This is a genomic window from Candidatus Methylomirabilota bacterium (assembly GCA_036001065.1).
Lineage (GTDB): Bacteria > Methylomirabilota > Methylomirabilia > Rokubacteriales > CSP1-6 > MNEF01.
Genome location: DASYUQ010000087.1, coordinates 30,831 through 50,893 on the forward strand (window position 1 = coordinate 30,831; position 20,063 = coordinate 50,893).

17 protein-coding genes are annotated in these 20,063 nt (G+C 64.0%); 9 read left to right on the forward strand and 8 right to left on the reverse strand.

What is annotated here, in order from left to right; translation table 11 throughout:
• Window positions 1–7: 7 nt before the first annotated feature.
• From VGV13_07725 to VGV13_07735, 3 genes are read right to left on the reverse strand one after another with little or no spacing between them, the layout of a single operon-like run.
• Window positions 8–718, reverse strand: coding sequence for a rhomboid family intramembrane serine protease (locus VGV13_07725; protein ID HEV8640970.1), 711 nt, complete (start codon window positions 716–718; stop codon window positions 8–10).
• Entirely contained in the window at window positions 718–2,016 is a 1,299-nt protein-coding gene (locus tag VGV13_07730) for a pitrilysin family protein (protein HEV8640971.1), read from the reverse strand. Before VGV13_07730 ends, VGV13_07725 begins: the two co-directional genes overlap by 1 nt.
• Entirely contained in the window at window positions 2,013–3,344 is a 1,332-nt protein-coding gene (locus VGV13_07735) for a pitrilysin family protein (protein ID HEV8640972.1), read from the reverse strand. Before VGV13_07735 ends, VGV13_07730 begins: the two co-directional genes overlap by 4 nt.
• Window positions 3,345–3,628: 284 nt before the next feature.
• Between VGV13_07735 and VGV13_07740 the strand changes: the two genes are divergently transcribed.
• The 3 genes from VGV13_07740 to VGV13_07750 all read left to right on the forward strand — a co-directional run bounded on the left by VGV13_07740 (window position 3,629) and on the right by VGV13_07750 (window position 5,950).
• A complete protein-coding gene (locus VGV13_07740; GenBank protein HEV8640973.1) occupies window positions 3,629–4,396 on the forward strand; it encodes a hypothetical protein in 768 nt (255 codons plus the stop codon).
• 96 nt (window positions 4,397–4,492) lie between these two features.
• Window positions 4,493–5,818, forward strand: coding sequence for a trypsin-like peptidase domain-containing protein (locus VGV13_07745; protein ID HEV8640974.1), 1,326 nt, complete (start codon window positions 4,493–4,495; stop codon window positions 5,816–5,818).
• Between the two features lie 24 nt (window positions 5,819–5,842).
• Window positions 5,843–5,950 (forward strand): hypothetical protein, encoded by a 108-nt coding sequence (locus VGV13_07750; GenBank protein HEV8640975.1) that lies wholly within the window; start codon window positions 5,843–5,845, stop codon window positions 5,948–5,950.
• 95 nt (window positions 5,951–6,045) lie between these two features.
• Here the strand turns inward: VGV13_07750 and VGV13_07755 are convergent, their stop codons facing one another.
• Together VGV13_07755 and VGV13_07760 are read right to left on the reverse strand one after the other, a co-directional pair.
• Window positions 6,046–6,381, reverse strand: a complete 336-nt coding sequence (locus tag VGV13_07755) for a hypothetical protein (protein ID HEV8640976.1) — start codon at window positions 6,379–6,381, stop codon at window positions 6,046–6,048.
• The gene (locus VGV13_07760; protein ID HEV8640977.1) at window positions 6,374–6,724 is read right to left on the reverse strand and encodes a histidine triad nucleotide-binding protein; all 351 of its coding nucleotides are present in this window, start codon (window positions 6,722–6,724) and stop codon (window positions 6,374–6,376) included. The genes VGV13_07755 and VGV13_07760 overlap by 8 nt, the downstream gene beginning before the upstream one ends.
• A gap of 21 nt (window positions 6,725–6,745) precedes the next feature.
• On the opposite strand from VGV13_07760, the gene VGV13_07765 reads away from it, so the two are divergent.
• Together VGV13_07765 and VGV13_07770 are read left to right on the forward strand one after the other, a co-directional pair.
• Window positions 6,746–6,886: a hypothetical protein gene (locus VGV13_07765; GenBank protein ID HEV8640978.1), complete on the forward strand. Its 141-nt coding sequence runs from the start codon at window positions 6,746–6,748 to the stop codon at window positions 6,884–6,886.
• Between the two features lie 242 nt (window positions 6,887–7,128).
• On the forward strand, window positions 7,129–7,653 hold the full coding sequence (locus VGV13_07770; GenBank protein HEV8640979.1) for a hypothetical protein: 525 nt from the start codon (window positions 7,129–7,131) through the stop codon (window positions 7,651–7,653).
• 455 nt (window positions 7,654–8,108) lie between these two features.
• Here VGV13_07770 and VGV13_07775 read toward each other — a convergent pair whose 3' ends face one another.
• A complete protein-coding gene (locus VGV13_07775) occupies window positions 8,109–9,560 on the reverse strand; it encodes a hypothetical protein (GenBank protein ID HEV8640980.1) in 1,452 nt (483 codons plus the stop codon).
• Window positions 9,561–11,499: 1,939 nt separating this feature from the next.
• Here VGV13_07775 and VGV13_07780 point away from each other — a divergent pair.
• The 3 genes from VGV13_07780 (at window position 11,500) to VGV13_07790 (ending at window position 15,714) form a co-directional block, all read left to right on the forward strand.
• Window positions 11,500–12,663, forward strand: a complete 1,164-nt coding sequence (locus VGV13_07780) for a hypothetical protein (protein ID HEV8640981.1) — start codon at window positions 11,500–11,502, stop codon at window positions 12,661–12,663.
• A 100-nt stretch (window positions 12,664–12,763) separates the two neighbouring features.
• Window positions 12,764–14,992: a Mov34/MPN/PAD-1 family protein gene (locus VGV13_07785; GenBank protein ID HEV8640982.1), complete on the forward strand. Its 2,229-nt coding sequence runs from the start codon at window positions 12,764–12,766 to the stop codon at window positions 14,990–14,992.
• Between the two features lie 35 nt (window positions 14,993–15,027).
• Entirely contained in the window at window positions 15,028–15,714 is a 687-nt protein-coding gene (locus VGV13_07790) for a hypothetical protein (GenBank protein HEV8640983.1), read from the forward strand.
• Between the two features lie 823 nt (window positions 15,715–16,537).
• On the opposite strand, the gene VGV13_07795 is transcribed toward VGV13_07790, so the two are convergent.
• On the reverse strand, window positions 16,538–17,617 hold the full coding sequence (locus VGV13_07795; GenBank protein ID HEV8640984.1) for an ATP-binding protein: 1,080 nt from the start codon (window positions 17,615–17,617) through the stop codon (window positions 16,538–16,540).
• A gap of 969 nt (window positions 17,618–18,586) precedes the next feature.
• On the opposite strand from VGV13_07795, the gene VGV13_07800 reads away from it, so the two are divergent.
• A complete protein-coding gene (locus VGV13_07800; protein HEV8640985.1) occupies window positions 18,587–18,835 on the forward strand; it encodes a hypothetical protein in 249 nt (82 codons plus the stop codon).
• Window positions 18,836–18,916: 81 nt separating this feature from the next.
• On the opposite strand, the gene VGV13_07805 is transcribed toward VGV13_07800, so the two are convergent.
• Window positions 18,917–19,201, reverse strand: a complete 285-nt coding sequence (locus tag VGV13_07805; protein HEV8640986.1) for a glycine betaine ABC transporter substrate-binding protein — start codon at window positions 19,199–19,201, stop codon at window positions 18,917–18,919.
• Window positions 19,202–20,063: the final 862 nt, after the last annotated feature.

The following is a 20,063-nucleotide window of genomic DNA, read 5'->3' on the forward strand; positions in this document are numbered from 1 at the left end:
CCCCCGATTATAGGCGAGTCGGCCGCCAGAGCCGGAGCAGAAAGACGACAGCCATCCCCGCCAGGAAGCCCCCGATGTGGGCGAACCACGCCACCCCGCCGCCGGCCTCGGGACCGGCCAGGCTGACCGTGAGAATCCCGTTCAGGAACTGCACGACGATCCAGAACCCCAGGACGATGACGGCGGGGATGTGGACGAACCGGATGAAGAAGCCGAAGGTGATCAGCGTCAGCACCCGCGCGTACGGGAAGAGCAGCAGATACGCGCCCAGCACCCCGGAGATGGCGCCGCTGGCCCCCACCATGGGGATCTTCGACGCGGGGTTCATGACGGTCTGGGCCAGCGCCGCGGCCACGCCGCAGAAGAGATAGAAGAGGAGGAAGCGCCCGTGTCCCAGCGTGTCCTCCACGTTGTTGCCGAAGATCCACAGGTAGAGCATGTTGCCGGCGATGTGGAAGAGACCGCCGTGGAGGAACATCGACGTGAAGATCGTCAGGGCCGGGTGCGGGAACTCGGCCGGCGCCCGGCAGGCGCCGGTGAGCCGGCAGGGGATGGCGCCGAACTCGAAGACGAGCTCCTGCGCCGCCTGGAGCGCGCGAGGATCACCGCTCATCTCGAGCGACGCCTGGTAGAGGAACGCCACGACGTTGGCGGCGATCAGGCCCACCGTCATGAACGGCACCGTCCGGCTCGGGACGTCGTCCTTGAGCGGCAGCATCAGCGAGGCTCCAGCACAACCGTGGTGGGCCGCCTGAGATACCGCCCCGCGACCGCCCTGACATCCGCGGCGGTCACCGTCTCCACCGCGCGCGCGTAGCGCTCGGGGAAGTCCCACCCCGCCCCGACAATCTCGAAGAAGGCCAGATACCAGGCGTGGCGCGCGCTGGTCCGGCGGTCCATGGCGAGGCCGCCCAATACGCGCGCCTTGGCGCGGGCGACCTCCTCCTCGCCGACGCCCTCCAGGGGGATCCGTTCCAGTTCCCGCAGCATGCCCGCCTCCGCCGCCGGGATATTCTCGCGGGCGGTGCCCATGTAGGCCACGAGGAACCCCGGCCCGGCCCGCGGCGGGCTCAGCGCCGTGACCTGATACGCGAGGCCGCGATTGTCCCTCAGCTCGACGAAGAGCCGGCCCGACATGCCGCCGCCGAGCAGCGCCGCCAGCACCTTGACGGCGGGATAATCCGGCTCGCCGAGCCCGGGCGCGAGGTAACCGACGAGGATCTGCGCCTGCTGCGCCGGCCTCTCCAGCACGCGCCGCGCCCCCGTGGGCGCCGGCGCGGGTGCAGCGTCGAGGCGGGGCTCGGCGACGACCCGCAGCCCTCCGAAGAGCTGCTCGGCCGCCCGCTTCACCCGGTCCCGCTCGATACGCCCACTGACGGCAAGCACGAGCCGGTCGGGTCGATAGATGGACCGGTGGTGAGTCAGGAGGTCCTCGCGCCCGAGCCCCGCCACGCTGTCGCGACGCCCCAGGCTCCTGAGCCCGTAGGGGTGCGGTCCATAGAGCTCGCGCAAGAGCGAATCGAAGGCGAGCGGAAATGGGTTGTCCTCGCGGGTCTGGATCTGGCTCAGGATCAGCCGGCGCTCCTTCTCCACCTCGTCCGCCGGCAGGGTCGGCGTGAGCGCGACCTCGGCGACCAGGCCGAGCAGCGCCTCCCAGTGGCGGGCCAGCGCGCTACCGCGGACCTCCGCGTACTCGACCTCGCCGGAGGCGTCCAGGTTGCCGCCGAGCCTTTCGGCCGCCTCCACGAGCTGCTCTCCGGTCCGTCGACCCGTGCCGCGCAGCATCGCACGATGCAGGAAATTCGTGATTCCGGCGGTCTCCGCGGTCTCGAAGCGCGAGCCGGCTCGCACCTGGAGCGACACGGCCACCACGCCGGCATCGCCGCTCTCGCGCACGAGCACGGGCATGCGGTTGGGGAGCACGTAGCGGGTCACGCCGGCGGGCTGGGCCTCTGCGATGGTCGGCAACGCCAGCGCCAGCGCGAGCCCGAAACCCAGCGCGCGCCGACCCCTCATCGAGGGCCGCTCGGTACGAACACGACCCTGGCGAAGCGCTCCGGATCGAGGTAGCGGCGCGCCGCCGCGTGGATCTGTTCGCGCGTCACCGAGCGCAGGCGGTCGGTATAGGCCAGCTCCTCTTCCAGGCGCCAGGTGGTCTCGGCGTGGCCCAGCACGAAGGCCCGCCCCTCGGCGGTCTCCGCCCGAAACTCCCGCCGAGCCTCTTCGGTCGTGAGGGCCCGCTCCACCTCCGCCCGCCCGACCCCGCTGTCGCGGAGGCGGCGGATCTCCTTCAGGATCTCGGCTTCGGCCCGCGAGAGGTTGGCCGGATCGAGCTGCGCGTTGAGCGTGACGACGCCGGCGCCTTCCAGCGCCGCGTAGCCCGTCGAGATGGTATTGACGAGCCCGAGCCGCTCACGCACCGTTCGCGTCAGTCGTGACGACCGGCTCTGCCCCAGGATGGCGACGAGGAGATCGACCGCCGGCGTGTCGGCGTGATCGAGCCGGGGGGCGGGCCAGGCCAGCCCCAGATAGGCGTACGTCCCCGGACGTACCAGCTCGACGTTCTTCGGGCGCGCCCCGGCTACCGACGACACCGGAAGGCGCCCGACACCGCTGCGGGGCAGGCGCCCGAACGTCCGCGCCGCGGCTTCCAGGACTTCCGGCGGACTCACCGCGCCCACGACGACAAGGGTGAACGATTCCGGCACGTAGTGGTGCCGGTAGAAGCGCATGAGCTGGTCGCGGGTCAGCGCGCGGATCAGGTCGGCTCGGCCGATCACGGGCCGCCCGTACGGGTGGCCGTCGAAGAGGGCCTCGTAAAGCTGCCGGAAGAGGAAGCGCATCGGCGCGTCCTCGCCCAGGCGCATCTCCTCCAGTACGACGCGCTTCTCGCGCCCGAGCGGGCCGTCGTCGAGGCTGGCGTTCACGCTGACGTCGGCCAGAATGTCGATCCCGACGAGCGCGCGGCGCGCGGGCAGCAGCAAGTGGTAGTACGTGTAGTCGAGCGACGTCCCCGCGTTCATGCGGCCGCCGACGCCTTCCACCTCACGGTCGATGAAGCCGCCGGGCCGGGTCGTGGTGCCTTTGAACAGCATGTGCTCGAGGTAGTGCGCGAGCCCCAGCTCCGACGCCGTCTCGTCCCGTCCACCCGCCTGGACCCAGAGCTGCAGCGCCACCACGTCGCTGGCCTCATGCCGCTCCACCACGACGCGAACGCCGTTGGGCAAGACGTGGCGAGTGGGGCTGGCGGGTGCGCGGGCGACCGGGGTCGAACGACCGACCGCACATGCGCTGAAGACCAGGAGGACGAGCAACGCAAACGCGATGCGCGTCAGCCGAAGCATGAGGGTCCCAAGCCTACCACAGCAGGCAGGCAGAATGCCGGACGGGGGCGCGCGGCCTGGCCGGGCACAACGCCAGTCTCCCGTTCGTCCGGTCCTCGTAAGTATGTGAAAATCAATCCGCTCGCCGAATTGTGATCCCTGGCACCGCGCTTGCCTCATAGGGGGCCGAGCAGCACGGTCGCGCCGTGCGTACGACTCGACGGCGAAGGGGGTGGGACGGCCCGGAAGCGGCGGTTCGGAGTCGACGAAGCGAGGTCATACCAAATCCCGAAAGAAATGGGGAGATGATGAAGAAACTGGTTGCGACGATCATGAGTGTGGTGGCGTTCATCGCCTTCGTTCCGATGGCCGACGCGGCGGCACCCTGCCCGCCCGAGGTCTCGAAAGCGAAGGAGTTGCTGAGCCAGAAGTCCGGTATGGCGCGCGGGCAGGACGCCCAGGCGCCGCGGTCTCTCGCCGGCGCGCGCGGTCAAGATGCTCAGGCGCCGCGCGGGCAGGACGCGCAAGCCCCGCGTGGCCAGGATGTCCAGGCGCCGCGGTCCCTCGCCGGCGCCCGGGGTCAGGATGCTCAGGCCCCGCGCGGCCAGGATGCACAAGCCACGCGCGGTCAGGACGCTCAGGCCCCGCGCGGGCAGGATGCTCAGGCTCCGCGCGGCCAGGATGCCCAGGCTCCGCGGGGGCAGGATGCCCAGGCTCCACGGGGGCAGCGTGGTCTGGATGCTCAGGCCCAGCGCGGCCAGGATGCTCAGGCTCCGCGGGGGCAGGACGCTCAGGCCCCGCGGGGGCAGCGCGGCCTGGATCCTCAGGCGCAGCGGGGGCAGGACGCGCAAGCCCCGCGCGGGCAGGACGCCCAGGCCCCGCGTGGTCAGCGTGGGCTGGATGCTGAGGCACAGCGGGGGGCCCAGGCGCCGCGGTCGCTCGCCGGCGCAAAGCCCTCGGGCGATATCTCCAAGGCGTCGACGCTGGTCAGGGAAGCCGAAGCGGCCTGCAAGGCCGGCGACATGAAGACGGCCAAGTCGAAGGCCGAAGCCGCTATCACCACGCTTAAGTAGTCGACATCGCGACAGACGCTCGGGCTCCAGGGCAACCCCCTGGAGCCCTTTTCTTTAGGATCGGGCTCTTGGCCGAGGTGTCCTAGAATGCGCTCGATGCGTCGCGCGTTGCTCGCCGGCCTCGTAGGGCTGGCCTCGACGACGGCCAACGCCGCCGAGGTCTCGGTTCAGGAAGCGTTATTAAGCGCCAAGCCCGCCGTCGCCCTTGTCGTTGCGGAGGTCTCATCGGAGGTCCACCTCAGGTGTGCGAGCGGGGGCGACGTCAGGGTCACGCCGCCACCCTTCCGCGAGACGGGCACCGGGTGGTTCATCACCCCGAGCGGCTGGGTGATCACCAACGCGCATGTCGTCTCGCCGGCCTTCCGCCCACCCGAGTGGCTGCGGACGCAGCAAGCGCAGAAGGCCGCGCGCCCCGGCTGCCGCGTCGCCGACGTCAAGCTCGACCCCTCGATCTCCGTCATCCTCTCGAATGGGGTTCGGCTGTCCGCGACCGTCGCCAAGTACAGTCCGCCGGTCGCCGGCGAAGAGATGTCCGGTCAGGATCTCGCCCTCCTGAGGCTCGAGGCGGCCGACATGCCGGCGCTCGCCCTGGGCGACTCGAATGCCCTCAAGATCGGCGACCGCGTCCACATCGTGGGCTTCCCGGGCATCGTGCTGACTCACGAGCTGCTCAACGCCTCCGCCAAGATGGAAGCCTCGGTGACGAACGGCGCGGTCTCCGGCTTCAAGCAGGACCGCGCGGGCCAGCCCGTGATCCAGACGGACGCCCCCGCCGCCTGGGGCAACAGCGGCGGTCCGGCGGTCGACGACGCGGGGCGCGTCGTGGGCGTCCTCACGTTCGTCACGCTGGCAGCGGGCGCGGAGGGCGGTATCGTGCAGGGCTTCAACTTCGTGATCCCGTCTCAGGCCGTGCGAGCGTTCCTCGAAGGGACCGAAGTGAAGCTCGACGAGCCGAGCCGGTTCAACCAGGCTTGGCAGGCCGCCTTGCACGACTTCTTCTCCGGCAACCATCGCCGGGCGGAGCCGGCGTTCGCCGAGGCCAACCGGCTGCTGCCGGAGATGCCCGACGTCAGGCGGCTCAGCGCCGAGAACGCGGAGAAGATCAAAAACCCGCCGCCCGTGCCCTTCCCCTGGGCGCTGGTGGCGACGGGGGTGACCGTGGTGAGCCTCGGTGCCTACGGCGGCCTTCTCGGGCTCCGCTGGAAGCGCAACCGCTTCAGGATCCGGCCATCGGAGGTCATGAAGCTCATCGAGACGTCGCCTGAGCCGCCCGTGATTCTCGACGTGCGCGAGGCCACGACGTACGCCCAGAGCCCGGTCCGCATTCCCAACTCGCTCCACGTCGCGCCCCAGGCGCTGGAGTCGGGAAGCGCCCGGCTCCCGGTCGAGCCCGACCGCACGGTCGTCGCCTACTGTACCTGACCCGACGAGGCGACCAGCGCCCGGGTGGCGCACCTGCTGAGGCGGCTCGGCTACCGGGACGTGCGGATTCTCAAGGGCGGGCTCGGCAGCTGGGCCAACGCCGGGCTTCCGCTGGAGTCGAAGGCGGGCTAGCTCGCTCGGAGGGGGCGGAAGTTACGGCCCCCTCCCCCAGAAAGGGATCGCGCGGGCGAAGCCCGCGCTCGAACGGTGATTACTCCGGCGCGTGGCTAGCTGCGGAGGCGCCCCGTGTCGCCGAGCACGCGGTCCACGAACGCTCCCGCCAGCCCCGTGTAGGCCGCGGGATCGAGCAGGCGGTCCAGCTCGGCGGTGGCGGCCAGGTCGCGCTTGACGGCGTCGAGGTCGAGCCGCTCGACGCGGGCACCGCGCGCGATGGCGTCGGCCGCCGCGGCGGGAATGATGCCGAGCTCGGCCTGGCCGGCGGCCAGCGCCGCCTCCACGTCGCGCCAGCGCTGGATCATCGCGCGCTCGTCGAAGAGAGCGCGCATCTTCGACGCCGCGAACTGACCGCCGAACAGCTCGAAGTCGATGACGTGGCTAGGCACCCGAACGCCGCCCCGCCAGGAAGTGGAAGTGCACGTGGTAGACGTGCTGCCCGCCCTCGGGGCCACAGTTGACACCCACGCGGTAGCCGCGCTCGGCGAAGCCCTTGGCCTCGCCGAGCTTCCGCGCCGCCAGCAGACAGCGCCCGACCACCTCGACGTCGCCGGGCTCCATCGCCATGATGGAGGCGATGTGGCGCTTGGGCACGATCAACAGGTGCACCGGCGCCTTGGGATAGATGTCCTTGAAGGCCAGCACGGCGTCGTCCTCGTACTCGATGTCGGCCGGGATCTTCCGGTCGACGATCCGGCAGAACAGACAGTCGCTCATGGGCTCGGGGGTCATGCGCTCTGTATAATACGGCGCATGGGAACCTGTCCGAAGTGCAAGCTCCGCATCCGCCGCAACGGCAACCACATCAAGCTGGGCACCACCTGGTACCACAAGTTCTGCCCGCGGCGCCCGGTCGCGGCGAAGAAGCCGCCCGCCGCCGCCACGAAGACCTGAGGCGGGCGCGGGACGAGAACGGGCCGGGGTTTTCCCGGCCCGCGTCGCGTCAACTGGTGGAGGGTAAGGGATTCGTAGGCCACGTCTTCAATAATCGCGCACTTCTGGAGCACACCCTTGTGCAAAATGCGGCAGAGCACGGCACTCCACGCAACCAGGCGCAACCGGGTTTCTGGTGCAGGCAGGGGGGCAGCTCAGGGACTCGATCCCTGGACTTCCTGATTAAAAGACGAGGGCCGCTGATGAGCCGGCCCTCTCCTCTTTCCGCGATGTTTGCGACCCTACGAGCCCGGATCGGCCCACCTAGGTTTGAGTTCGTGTTCGATCCAGAGTGTTCGAGTTGCGTCTGGAATCGTTTTGGTCGGCTGCCGTGGTTTCGGGTTGGAATTGTCAACTCCGGCGAGCGGACGATCGAAGATGCTGGCGTGTTTTTGATTGAGTTTGGTGGCTTCCCGATGCAATTGCCATCGCTACTCCGCTGGATGGACGATCAGGCAGAGCCCGGCACAACCCGACCGCTACATCCAACCACCCATGGCACGCATCGACATGTTGATCTGGTCAACGAGACGGGACAGACGGGCTGGATGCATGTCTCTCTGGCCCGCGGACATTACCCGATCTTTTGGTGGTGGCGTAAATGCGAGTACCGCATCGTACTCTCCGTTGAAGGCGCGAACGCGGCACCGGTAGGTCGCGTCCTGACTCTATCATTTGATGATGCCGGTTGTCCGTTGTTGAGAGACGACGGCCCATTTAAACCATGATTGATGAAGGTCTTGAGCCTCCTCGTGCAGGGTTCATTGATTCTCCGATTGCCTCTCTGCCACGCCTCGTATGCGCCGAGGACTATCCACGTTCATAAACCTTTGACCTCCGGCGCCCGCGCCAAGCCCGAAACAACATGAGCTTCTCGAAACCAGGCTGAGCCGTCCCAGAATCACTTCTTTTATGCATGCTGCGCAAACTCGGGTCGGTACAAGCCTGGGAAGATCCTCACGGTCGGATCCCAAGTGGGGTCTTCCTGAGAATCAGCCGCCTTGGCCGCAGCGGCAAGAGCGCCGGGTAGGCACAGGTTGCGGTCCTCGTGGAGCTCAGCTTTGTGAACGGCCGACAGGCCGGACACAAAGCAGCTGGGGTATCAGCTAGACCACATCTTCAGGCAACGCGAACCCGTCTCGCCGCGCGCAGCCTGAGCAATATTTTGCAGAACCGCCCGGCATCAAAGCGAGGGCAGGCCGAGTAGGAAGGAAAGAAAACGGTCCTCCTCGCCCTCCTCGACGAGACGCCACGCCTTAGTGAGCTCATCGAGCGTCAGCAGGCAAACGCGACGAGCGAGGGCGCCCTCCCTCACGGCCGAATCACCTTCCTGTCCGGCAAAAAGCGCAGGAACTAGAATCACTTCGGTCATTTCGCCGAACTCCCGGCGGAGCAAGCTGGTGGCATGGAGGAGTTTCTCGTAATCCTCACCTCGCGGGACGTTGATAGTGCACGCGCCGACGACCAGCACGCGACGCGGCGCGTGGTAAGCGAGCAGATCCGCGGTCGCGACTTGAACGCTGGTCTCGGGATGGCGCATCTGGTCGTCGCGCTCGAGGTCGATGGTCCGGAAGCCCGCAAGCGTCAAGAGGTGAGCAACGCTCGCCTGGAACGCCATCTGCGGGCTGCGATCGAGCTTGCGATGCGGCGTCTCGTACGGACGCTCGAGCCGTCGGCGCACCTCGGTGAGATCCCAGAATCGCGAGAGACAGACCAGGAGTGGGTTGCGCTCAGCGAGCGGCAGAAGATCGTGAACTCGCCGGCGCAGCTCGTCGAGCTCGGGGAGAGCAGGGTGCGTGAGCACGATGTCTATGAGTTCTTCTCGATCCGCCTTGAGCTCGGTCGATCCGCGCTGGACTACAAAGTCCCCGCGCTCACCCGCAGCTCGAAGGAAGACCTCGCGGTGCTCCAGGACAGCCAGGCCATCTGGCGCGCGCTTCGTTAGGAAGCAGCGAAATCCGCCAAGGCTCTTGGCTGCTATCGCCTCAATGGCGAGAACAGTACCGTCGAAGCCGAGTTCGGTAATACTCGCTGGCATCAGGACTTCGGTGAATACGTTGCCGAAGCGGGTCGAGGTATCGCGCACTTCGAGGTATGCCCGCATCGCGGTCTCGCACGATGGGAGCCCGAGCTCTCGGCGGACCTCCGCATCGAGCACAGCGATATCGGTCGTCTTCGCGGGGAAAACCCCTCCGTTGGGGGTGTAGGAGAACTCGATACCCGGCCAAATTTCTTTACCAATAGGTTCGCAAGTATGTCGGTACCGCTCGATGCGCCCTTTCAGGTCGCCCGCATTAAGCGGAGCCGTCTCAAGGCTTAGCCCCTCAGGGGCGACGCGGGCGAGCAGCACGTGCCTTGGTGGTAGAGCCGGAAGCTGAGATAAGGGGACGACGGCATGGAAGATTGCGAAGCGATCCGTGCGCGGCCTCCCGAGTCGGCGCTCAAGCTCCAAGTACTTGCCGCGGATGGTTTCCTGGGAATGGAATGAGACCCGGATCACCGTCCGAAGGGGCAGCCACTCGCCTGCACTGACGCTGGTTGACTCCCGGCACGCCGCGACCCTGATATCGACGGTCTGCAGGGCGTCGGCAAGGCCGACGAGTACCTCCCCGAGGGACACCATTATGCTTCCCACGAACTACGATCCTAACCCATGCTGGCGGAAGCGCCACCGCGCCAGTCGAACGCCGGGCAAGCGTCCCGACGCCGCCCCTGGTCTAGGCGCTCGGCTCGAAGGAATCGGGTCCGCTGACGACCGCTAGGCGTAGTCGCCGCCAGATCCAGCGGTGGCCCATTGGCGGGGTGCGTGGCCTTCCCATGTGAGAGCGAGTGCTGTGAAGCCAGTTTCTTGAAGTCGCAGCCGGTCGTTGGGCCCGGCCTAAGATCCCCCGTGCGGGGGGTGGACCGAAAACCCCCTCAGAGATGTGTCACGTAAGCCGGCGAACGCCAGAAGACTTTCGGCTTACCGATCCTCGCCAGGCGAGGATCTACGAGCTCCTGCGGCTCGTCAGTCCTGGCGCCGCGGCCTTTTTCCGCGAGGCGTGCTTCCTCATGGCCTCGGGGGCCATGGCGAACACAACCCATCTCGTGGCCCATTTGCTCCGCGAGATCGAAAGCTCGCTGCTGCGCCGTCGTTCTCCCATCAGACTTCTCGCCGCAGAATCCCAATGAAGCCCATAAGCAGGAGATCCAAGCGACTCTCGCCGCCTACGACTTCAACGATGCCGACGCGATTGGTGCGATCTGGCTGAAGCTCGCGGGCCGGAGTACCGGGAGCCTCTTCGGCTTTGCACACCGAGATGCGCTGGGGCCGCCCCGGCAGGTTGACGAGGGATTCCGACGCTTCTGGGAGGAGATGCAGAGCCTGCTCGATGTCGTCCTCAAGACCTTCGAGCGGCGCTTTCTCGACTCCTTCCCGCGCCTGGACTAGCTCCTGGCCAAGGCGACCCCCGGCGAGCGCGTCCGACGCATATCGCCGAGCGGGCTCCCAGCCGATGATTTCTGTACCAGGGGCATGGACATAGGCATCCGGACCAGTGGCTCCGCACGGCGACCGTGCATTCCGGCCATAGACAGGGCCCTCAAACTGCCTCTCCTGAGTTCGTCGGGCTGGCATGGAGGCAACCCCAACGAGTGGCAGGCTCAAAAACCTCTGGCAAGAGCGCCTCGGGAGAGCCGCGCCTTTAGCGGGCATTTGAGCGGCCGTCTCCTTGGTTCAAAAAGAAATGGTTCTGGCAAGGGGCGAGGGAAAAGGGTCCTGTGAGCCAGGAGGATAGCGACAGATGCTACAAAGGAGGACGCACGAGATGCCTTTCACGGGCACTGCGGCCATCAGGTACGGCATAGCATGCGCTGGACCGTAGGACACCTATCGGCTTACTGTCTTACCCTTGAATCGTTCCTTTCGATCGGGCGGCTCATTTTGACGAGATTTCGCGTAGGCTAGCGTGCGTTTGACTTGGTGCTCTGCAAAATATCGGAGAATCTCATCCTGCGTCTTGCCTGCGAGTTCCTCTTGTAGCCGACTGATTGCTGCCTGGATGATGAGCGAACGACTAGCCTTCGGGTACCCGGCTTGGTGGAGTTGCTCGGTGGTTTGATCTACCGACGCTGCTTGGTCCGTGTGTAAGCTGATAGCGACCACCTTGTACGTCTTGGCGGACGTTTCAGAGCCACTCGCTCGCTTTCCCGGTCGGCGCTTTCTCATGACTCGCTGCTTCACATGCCCAGCTCTGCTCGCCATCCGCCGCATCTCCGACATTGGCGTAGGGACCTTGCGAATGTGGAGCCTAGCCTGCCGAAAGTATCCCCCAATGCCGCGATCACTATCGAATTAAAAAGAGCCGAGTCGAGGGCGGCTGATATTCAGCAGCTCATCGACCGGGGCCCCACAAAGTGCTCGGAAGAGCTTCATAAGTGCGTAATAATCCTGGCGTCGGCAGTTTCGGCTTGGTGAGTCTCGGGCTCGTCTGCTATGTTTCAAAATCTCCGGGCGGCAGGGGCGGTGCTGGAGCGACTCCCCGCCTTGCTTGACCCGCTGACGGCGTTCTAAACGGTAGGAACTGGAGGCGGACATGCCCGATCACACGATCACCTACTTTCCCGTCGGCAATGGCGACACAATTCTCATTACTCTCGCCGACAAGACGACGTTCGTGATTGACCTTAACGTCACGGAAGCGTCGAGCGACAAGGACGATCCCTCGCGGTACGATGTCCACGGACATCTGCTGAGGGAGGCCCGTAGTGATGGCGCCGGCTATCAGCATCACGACGCCTTTCTCAATTCGCACCCCGACCAGGACCACATCCGTGGCTACAGGACGGTCTTTTACGCGGGAGATCCGACGAAGTACACCGACAAGGACAAAAGGGCCGGGCGCATTATCGCGGATGAGCTTTGGTTCGCGCCGCGCATCTTTTGGCCGTGGGCGGAGAGCGATCTCTGCGACGACGCCAAGGCCTTCAAGAAGGAGGTGGATCGGCGGATCGTTCTTTACCGAGTCGGGTCCGAGGCTCGGAACCTGCCCGGCAATCGGATTAGGATCGTTGGCTACACCGATAACCCTGAGCTCAAAGGTCTTGAGGGCCTGGTCATCGTCCCGGGGAACGCGATTAACCTGGTGAACGGCAGCATCAAGAAAGACTTTGCATTCTTCGTCCATGCCCCCGTCCGGAAGGATACCGATGCGGAATGGCAGAAGCGAAATGACACGAGCGTCGTCCTCCAGGCCCGGTTCGCCGTGGACGGCGTGGAGAACGCGGCCCTGGCGTTCTTCGGCGGCGACGCCGGATGCGCGATCTGGGAGGCCATCATCGATAAGAGCCGTGACGCGACGCTCGACTGGGATCTCTTCCTTGCGCCTCACCACTGTTCGTGGACGTTCTTCAGCGAACTGCCATCCGAAGAGAACAAACCGAGCGAGAAGATCCGGGCCTTCCTCAAGAAGCACAAGCGGAAGGGCGCCTTCGTGATCGCCTCGTCGAAGCCGATCAAAGACGACGACGATGACCCGCCCCACTACCAGGCGGCTGTGCTCTACCGCAAGGAGGTCGGCGACGATCACTTCATCTGCACGTGCGAGCATCCTGATGCGAAGAAGCCGCTGCCGATCTACTTCCGTATGACGAAGAACGGGCCTCAAAAGGATGAATACTCAAAGGGAAGTCAGGTCGTCTCCTCCGCCGCGCTCGCGGCCACAGTAACGACGCCGAAGACGTATGGGTGGCGGGCCTGAGTATCATTCCTCGGCCCGGCGGGAGCTCGCGCCCGCCGAGCTTTCGGCATCCATGCGTGCGGCGGTCGACGAGTTGCGGGCACGGTTTCCCGGAGCGGGCGTGCGCTGCCTCACGTGGAACGACGCTTATCACGCGATTGCGATGCAGGTTTTGGTCGACTTGCCATCGCGGGGGCCCGTAGACGATGTAGACATCCGCACCGTCGAGCCAATTCTGCTTCTTGTGCACCAAAAGCAGTTTCCTCGGAAAGCGCCGTTCGCTTACTCCGACCGGCTAGACTTCCCAAGCTCGAGGCTGCCACACCTCATTCCGACCGGGCGTAAGGACTTGGCTTGCTTCTGTCTCCATCGTGGAAGCCTCGACGACTGGTTCGCGGAGCACAGCGTCACAGATCTCGTGCACCGCGTGCAGGGATGGCTCCGGGACGCGGCGAGCAACCGGCTGATCCGGGAGGAAGACCGCTTCGAGGGAACCCGCATCGACCACGCCGTCGGGATTATTGTCTACCCTGCTCGCGACCTTACTGGTGCGGTCGAAGCCGGTTGGGCCAGTTCGGGCGGCTGCCAAGGCAGTTCATACCTTATGGCGACGCTGCTCAAGAATCAGGCCACTGGGGCATACTTTTCGGCTCGGATCTCCTATCGCATAGATTTCGTACTGCCTGAAACGCCGAGCGGGCGGCTGATCGACCTCTTCCGGAAGTACAATCGTGTGATCGACGAGAAGGCCGATGAAGATCGGCTGCTCCTCGGCATGCTCGTTTGGGCATCAAAGACTGCGGTGACTCGATACTTCGGGACTCTTCCGGCCTCCTACGGCGACCTCCGCAACTTCTGCCGCGAAATCGACATAGACCTTGAGGCTGCAGCCGCGCCATATCGGGCCCTCGGTGCTCAGCTGCTTGGCGGTGTCCCGATGGTAGTCGCGCTCCTCCGTCCCCATGCGCTAATTGGGGAGGGGACGGCCGTAGAACTCCTCAACTTCGTGATCCTCGCATCCGAAGACCATTCGAACGAGGACGGTACCTGGAAGGACGAGGCGCCGGTGATGGCGCTCAGTCACCGCTCTCCCCTGACCGCCTCTTTCGCTCGTGAGATGTCGCGCGAGTCGGCCGAGGCGCCGACACGTGTCGCGCTTGTGGGTTGCGGCGCCCTCGGCTCGAAGGTTAGCCTTCACCTCGCTCGGGCGGGGCATGTGAGCCAGAGCCTTGTCGACCTGGCGGATCTTGCGCCCCATCATCTCGTACGCCACGGCCTACCGCCGGAGGCCGTCGGCAAGAACAAGGCCGAAGGCCTCGCGGGCTACATCAAGTCGATGTACCGCCTCGACGAGTCGCATGTAGATGTCCGCTCGTATCCAATATCGATTTATGACCTCCTAGAGCGCCCTGACGAATTTCTCGACACTCCGTTTCTGATCGACGCAACGGCGTCGACCGCGGTCCTGAACGCGCTCGTCGACACGCACGACCTGCCGGCATCGCTTCACTTCTCGCGCTGCGAGATCGCGCACGCGGGGCGGTTGGGAATTCTTCTCTGGGAGGGGACGGCCCGGAATCCGAGACTCGATGATCTCCAGGCATATCTTTTTCATCTCGGACGCCACAATAGGGCGATCGCGGAATGGCTCGCGGCGCATCGCCGGACGCAGCAAGAAGAGCGAGCCGAGGTTCTCGAAGAGATCGGGATCGGTATGAGCTGCAGTTCGACGACGATGCGTCTCTCGGACGACGTGATCGCCGTCCACGCAGCGCTAGTCGCTTCGGCCTACAAGCTCCGGGATAAGTGGGCGAGAGAGGGACTCGGCAGAATCCAGCTATCGCTCCTGGATGTGGGGAGCGGAGTGAACGCAGGTACTGAGACCCTGACAGTTCCGCCGGTCCTCATCCTCGACGCGCGCGATGCCGACGCCTGGCAGGTGCGAATTCACGCCCATGTAGTGGATAAGCTTCGCATCTGGATGAAGCGGGCAGGGAGGAACGAGACAGGGGGGCTTCTCCTAGGCTTTGCTCACCGAAAGCGTAAAGTGATCTACATCACGGACGCCCTGCCGCCGTCGCCCGACTCGAAGGGAACTCCCTACGCCTTCAAACGCGGCGTAAAGGACTACCCTGAGACCTTGGACGAGGTCGGAGGGAGGACCGGCAACCTCATCGGCTACGTTGGTGAGTGGCACTCGCATCCACAGGGACCCGCCGAGTTGAGCGAAAAAGACTTGCTGGCAGTGGCGGAGATCCGCGCTCATCTCGATAACGCGGGGCTGCCGACGCACATCATGGTCATTGCGCCGAAGGAAATCGCCTCCTTCGTCTTCACAACCGACTACTGAACGGCGTCTAAGACGGAACTGCTCAATGACCGGCGATGCTTGCCAAGTTTAATCTCTATGACTTCATCGGCGTTGTCGTCCCCGGGATCTTCTTCCTCTGGGCGCTCGGCGCGGTTTTGGACGTGAGCGCACTCCGCGAAGTACTACCGCTCGCCGGTGGCATCGCGGAAACGTCAGTAGTCATTGTCGTCGGATACGTAGTAGGTCTGTTGCTCCAAGGTATCAGTCAGCAGTTCACGGAGAGATTGTTGGTCTGGTGGTGGGGCGGCTTCCCGTCCGCGCGCTGGCTACTGCCCGAGGATCAACGGTTCACCAAGCGCTACCGCATCGAGGTTACGACCTCCTTACGCGCGAGATTTCAGATCAACCTTGCGGAGGAACGGCTCGGCGATATCCCCCGACCCGAGGCGCTCAAGCGAGCCCAGGAGATCTTCTATCGCTGCTATCGGGCTGTTGAGAAAGCGAGCGAGCTGCCCCAGACATTCAATGCGCAGTATGGCCTCTTTCGCGCCCTCCTCACAACGTTCGTGCTGCTCCTCATCGTGAGCTCATCGCGACTTGCCCTGACCTACAGGGACGGGGCATTAAGTGCGCCAGGCTATCTTGCACTCGGCGTTGCCATCGTAGGCACTGTGGTGAGCTACTGGAGGGTGACGAAACGAGGCGAGGATTTCGCGAAAGCGGTCTACGACGTTTTGCTCGCGAGTGAGCCGCAACGATAAGATCCGCCTGTCTCTACGCGAGGCCTCGCGACGTCGCGACTTCGAGGATTTTCCGTCGAGATTATCTTCGTGGGACCCCACTCGGCCTCGAACGGGCTTGCCCTACCCTGCCCGCTTCGGAGTCCGTCTTGTGGGCCGGCGGGGCTCCGGAGGACTTTGGGACGTCAGACCAACGTCACAGGTGATACGCGTCACTCGATGAACAATCGTCTAAACCAAGCCACAAAACCAATCGCCTCAGCCGCATCGTGCGCAAAAATCCGAGCCCGCAAAGCAGTTCCGAAGGGAAGACCTGGCGGATCCTGCCAGGCTAGCCAGGCATGTATCGCGCTCTTCTGTTCGTCTGTCGAGTTACAACCTTGCGTCAGCGCCTCATGAGTTGCGCGCCTAGCGAAATCCCAGCAGCGGTCATCCACCGGTACGAGGCGTTGGAGAAATTCTTCCAGTCGTCCCCCCGCGCTATTGTCTGGCATGAGCCAGACCCCTACGCGCGATGTGGGTCTGATACCTTGCACAATAGTGCCTTGCAGAACCGGCGTCGCAGGAAGTACGACTCCGACCGGAGCAAGACCATTCCGCAAGCTGCTCCACCGGGCTTCAATGTCTACATCCGCGTCCAGCACGATGCCGACGCGCTCGTACCGTCCCTTAGCAGTGACGGGTGCGGACTCCAGCAGTTCGCCGACCCCTCCAGTCTCGTCGATGTACGGAGCGGCTTCCGCGTCCCAATTGAAGCCATGCCGCACCATAAGATGGACAATTGAATGAAGATCGTCGGTACCCTCCACTAGGAGACGAGACAGACTCTTCTTGGAGGGAGGCATTAGCGCATTTCGACGTGACGCCTCGCTGCGACAGTGATCTCCTGCACACTATAGCGAACTGTGTGATCAAGATCACGCTCTATCCGATGAAGTGCTACATCGATCTCGCTAATCTGCCGGTCTCCGTGAACAGAAGCAAGCGAGTTGACGCAGTCCAAGCTGTGAGTTGTTGCGAATACTTGCACATCTAATGCTTTGGCGGTTTCGATGACCAGGCGCCACATATTCTCCATGACGGTAAAGTGAAGACCAGTGTCAATCTCGTCTACAAACAAGTAACCACCTCGAGCGGCAATTAGGTTCAGTGATAGCGCAAGCAGGCGCTTCAAGCCGTCGCCAACGTTTCCGATCGGCAGCCTTTGGTCGGAGTCCCTAAGCTTCAGAAAGACCCCGCGCCGAAGGCGTCGTTCTCCGAGAAACGCTATTCGCTCTATGGACGGTTCGATGATCTGCAGTGCTTCAACAACTTTATTCTCCTCGGGCTTAAGAGCTATGCTGTCCCACAAGGCATTTAGGCGAGGCGTTTCTATCGACTCGGGACGTAGAAAATTTGCGGCCGCAGAGCTCTCCACAGGTGCAAGCGAAATCCTCCGACGGGCTTCCGAAGAGATGGCACCAGTGGGAAGCAGCGGCAAAACGACAGGTCCGGGACTCGAACCGCTTAGGAAACTGATCGCTAGCGACGGGCCAAGCTGTGCAAGACCGAAAAGGTCGGGCTCTGCCACGCTACGCTCACTCGTAACTTCAATGATCTGGCACGTTACCGACTTAGGACCTGGCGTCCCGGAAATGGAGAAATGGGCGCCCTCAATCACGTGGCCGAAAAATTGATGAGAAATGGCCAGATCACGCCGAACCATCTGTCTTTCTTCTTCATCGATCGATGGAGCCTCTTCGCCACGACGCATCGAGCTGCGAAACAGTGCCCATGCGTTACCGAGAACCAACAGCTCAATCGCGTCGAGAAGCGAGGTTTTACCCGCGTTATTCTTCCCGACAAATAAATTGACGCGGCTCAGGCCATCGACTCTAAGTTTTCTGAACGTTCGATAAGCGGTCAGCATCACGCTAGAAAGCATCCCCTGCTCCTCTGGATCTCAAGCCCTAATTCTGGCATGCAGTCCGCCTGCTGCATCAGTATTGACCGCCCTTGACCTTGCCCTTTTGGCGTCAGGTGCTTGGGGGCAGATCGCGGACCCGTCGGCGGCGGGAGTTGCGAGGGCGCCCCGCCAGCCACGTTGGCGGGAGTGTACGCCCCTCGTCCTCGCTGAAGCAAGAATGTCATCGAAGCGATACGGCAGGTTAGCGACAGTCGCGCGGAGGGCACGAAAACGAGATCCATCGACCCGCCCGACGGCGCTCCGGTGACCGTTTGACCGCGCTTTCGCGTTGCGCTTCCGCGGTAGCGCCCCGGCCGACCGCCTTGAAGGCGGCCGGCGCCCGAACGCCCTTCGCGGAAGCGAAACGGATTACTGAACCAGCCGCACGGCGCTCTGAGGGACACGGTTAGCCTAGAGTGTACGGCTCCCGTTGTCGATAGCATGCGTCGTTACGACGTGAGCGCGAGGACCTCCAGCGGGACTACGAGGGGGGAACAGCCGGTAGGACGAATCCCGTTCGGGGATTGAACCCGTGTTGCCCATTAGCGGAGTCGATCCGGCCCTTGAGCGGAGGGTCGCACGCGCGGAGGTCGCATGCTGGGATTGAAATGGGAGTATGTCGTCGGTGAAATGCGCTGCTTTCGTGTCACTCGGTATCTCTGTACCAGGGGCATGGTGTCCCTGGGCCGGGCCGTCAGCGGAGGGCACGGCGATCTCCAGGGGCGGGCGCTTCCGGACCGCTTCCGATAACGGCCGTTCTGTCGCCAACGCCCAACGCCCCTTTGTCCTTCCTACGCTCTCGGCCTGCACCGGCGACGTCTGGAGACGCTCGACCTCGAGCAGCTCGACCGCGACGCCCGGGCGGTCATCGCCGCGGCGGGGCCTGAGGCGTTTCCCGAAGCCCGCTACGGCTCGCCGCTGGAAGATCTAAAATCCACGCCGACAGCTGTGTATCTGACCGGCCTCCTCGCCGTGACGGCACCGCTGCCCGACTTCAGCGTCATCCGGGCGCCCGCGCTGGCGCTGCTCTCGCGCGGTGGGCGGTTCGGCGATCCCACGGTGACGGCCCGGATCCTCGCAAACCTCCCCCAGTGCACAACGCAGATGCTCGAGGCCCGGCACTGGATCCCTACCGAGTGTCCGATCCAGATGCGCCAGGCGATCGAGGAGTGGTGCAGTAGGGCGACCTTGACGTAATCCGTGATGCGCAGCCCGTTCTCGATCACGCCGGAAGACGAGCGGGGGTGAATGGACATCGCGACCGAGGTCTCCAACGCGTCACAGAATTCCCTTATCTCCCAGGAATCTATCCACGAGCGCCTCTAGCTTGAACTGCTCCATTTCCTGTATAAGATTCGCGTGAACGATTCCCTTCCGCATCGCCGCGCCGATCAGCTTCACCATATCCTCTTTGCTGATTCTCTTTGCCATCCGCCCCAACGACGTTTTAATAGCCGGGAATTCGTCCAATGTCTTCCTTCTGACCAACGGCGCCGCATAATACTTTGGAAAGAATCCCTTGTCATGGGCTGCCGGACTGCTCGTCCTGGGTTTTCTCGCGATGTTCTCCTTTTTACCGGCGCTAGGGCTGCGGCGGAATCGCGTCCAGTTTCACGATGTCCTCGTTCTCGACGCCTCGGAACCAGCCCGCTGGAATAAGCCCAGCCGGAGGGAGATCGCGCCTCCATCCTCGCGCTGTCATGCAAGCACGAAAGAAGACCGGCCTGACTACGCCATAGTCGGGCGCGGCGCTCGTTGACACCGCGGCTTCCCGCGCGCATTCGCGATGATCGTGCGTAAACTCAACGATGCTCGCACCTGGCCTGGTCCAATGGTAGATGCCACAGCCGGCGAGCCCGACGACGAGAACCGCCAGAACCGTCATTTTCATCACGTCCTCGCTCTCCCGTAGAGATGGAACTGGCGGAGCAGCTTAGCATGTCGCACAGGCCCCGATCGCTCGATCGTCAGCTCGGATCACGGCAGGGCCGGCTTGCGACAGACAGTTGGTCCCCCACCCCAAAGCGCCGTTGAATAACCGCGCGGTGCCCTTCATCGCTGAACATCTGGACGCGTACCGGATGTCATTCGCAAGTGATTGGGCCCTTCTACGTGTGCAGCCCGCTCAGTGTTCTGGTGTGATTTCAGCCGTGCCCAAAGTATGAGGATGTCCTACCAGGCTCATTCCAGATGATACGGAAGCATCTGTCTAGCCATGCGTCGAGACTTTGAGAGAAAAGGTTCAAACTCCTTGGGTGGAAGTAGAGTCTCTTGACCCTCTAGGCTGTCCCGAGTCGTAATAGTGTTGACACTTCAGACTCGAAACGAAGAGGGCCATCTGGCCTATCGTTCCCAGAGTGACAACCCCCTGCAAGGGACCACTTTGGGAGGATCGACCGATGACCCTGGACGACAGCATACTCGG

Excerpts from the sequence above, each read along its gene's own strand:
- VGV13_07725 (HEV8640970.1), bottom strand. The coding sequence starts at position 718 with ATGCTGCCGCTCAAGGACGACGTCCCGAGCCGGACGGTGCCGTTCATG.
- VGV13_07730 (HEV8640971.1), bottom strand. The coding sequence starts at position 2,016 with ATGAGGGGTCGGCGCGCGCTGGGTTTCGGGCTCGCGCTGGCGCTGGCG.
- VGV13_07735 (HEV8640972.1), bottom strand. The coding sequence starts at position 3,344 with ATGCTTCGGCTGACGCGCATCGCGTTTGCGTTGCTCGTCCTCCTGGTC.
- VGV13_07740 (HEV8640973.1), top strand. The coding sequence starts at position 3,629 with ATGATGAAGAAACTGGTTGCGACGATCATGAGTGTGGTGGCGTTCATC.
- VGV13_07745 (HEV8640974.1), top strand. The coding sequence starts at position 4,493 with ATGCGTCGCGCGTTGCTCGCCGGCCTCGTAGGGCTGGCCTCGACGACG.
- VGV13_07760 (HEV8640977.1), bottom strand. The coding sequence starts at position 6,724 with ATGACCCCCGAGCCCATGAGCGACTGTCTGTTCTGCCGGATCGTCGAC.
- VGV13_07765 (HEV8640978.1), top strand. The coding sequence starts at position 6,746 with ATGGGAACCTGTCCGAAGTGCAAGCTCCGCATCCGCCGCAACGGCAAC.
- VGV13_07770 (HEV8640979.1), top strand. The coding sequence starts at position 7,129 with ATGAGCCGGCCCTCTCCTCTTTCCGCGATGTTTGCGACCCTACGAGCC.
- VGV13_07780 (HEV8640981.1), top strand. The coding sequence starts at position 11,500 with ATGCCCGATCACACGATCACCTACTTTCCCGTCGGCAATGGCGACACA.
- VGV13_07790 (HEV8640983.1), top strand. The coding sequence starts at position 15,028 with ATGCTTGCCAAGTTTAATCTCTATGACTTCATCGGCGTTGTCGTCCCC.
- VGV13_07795 (HEV8640984.1), bottom strand. The coding sequence starts at position 17,617 with ATGCTTTCTAGCGTGATGCTGACCGCTTATCGAACGTTCAGAAAACTT.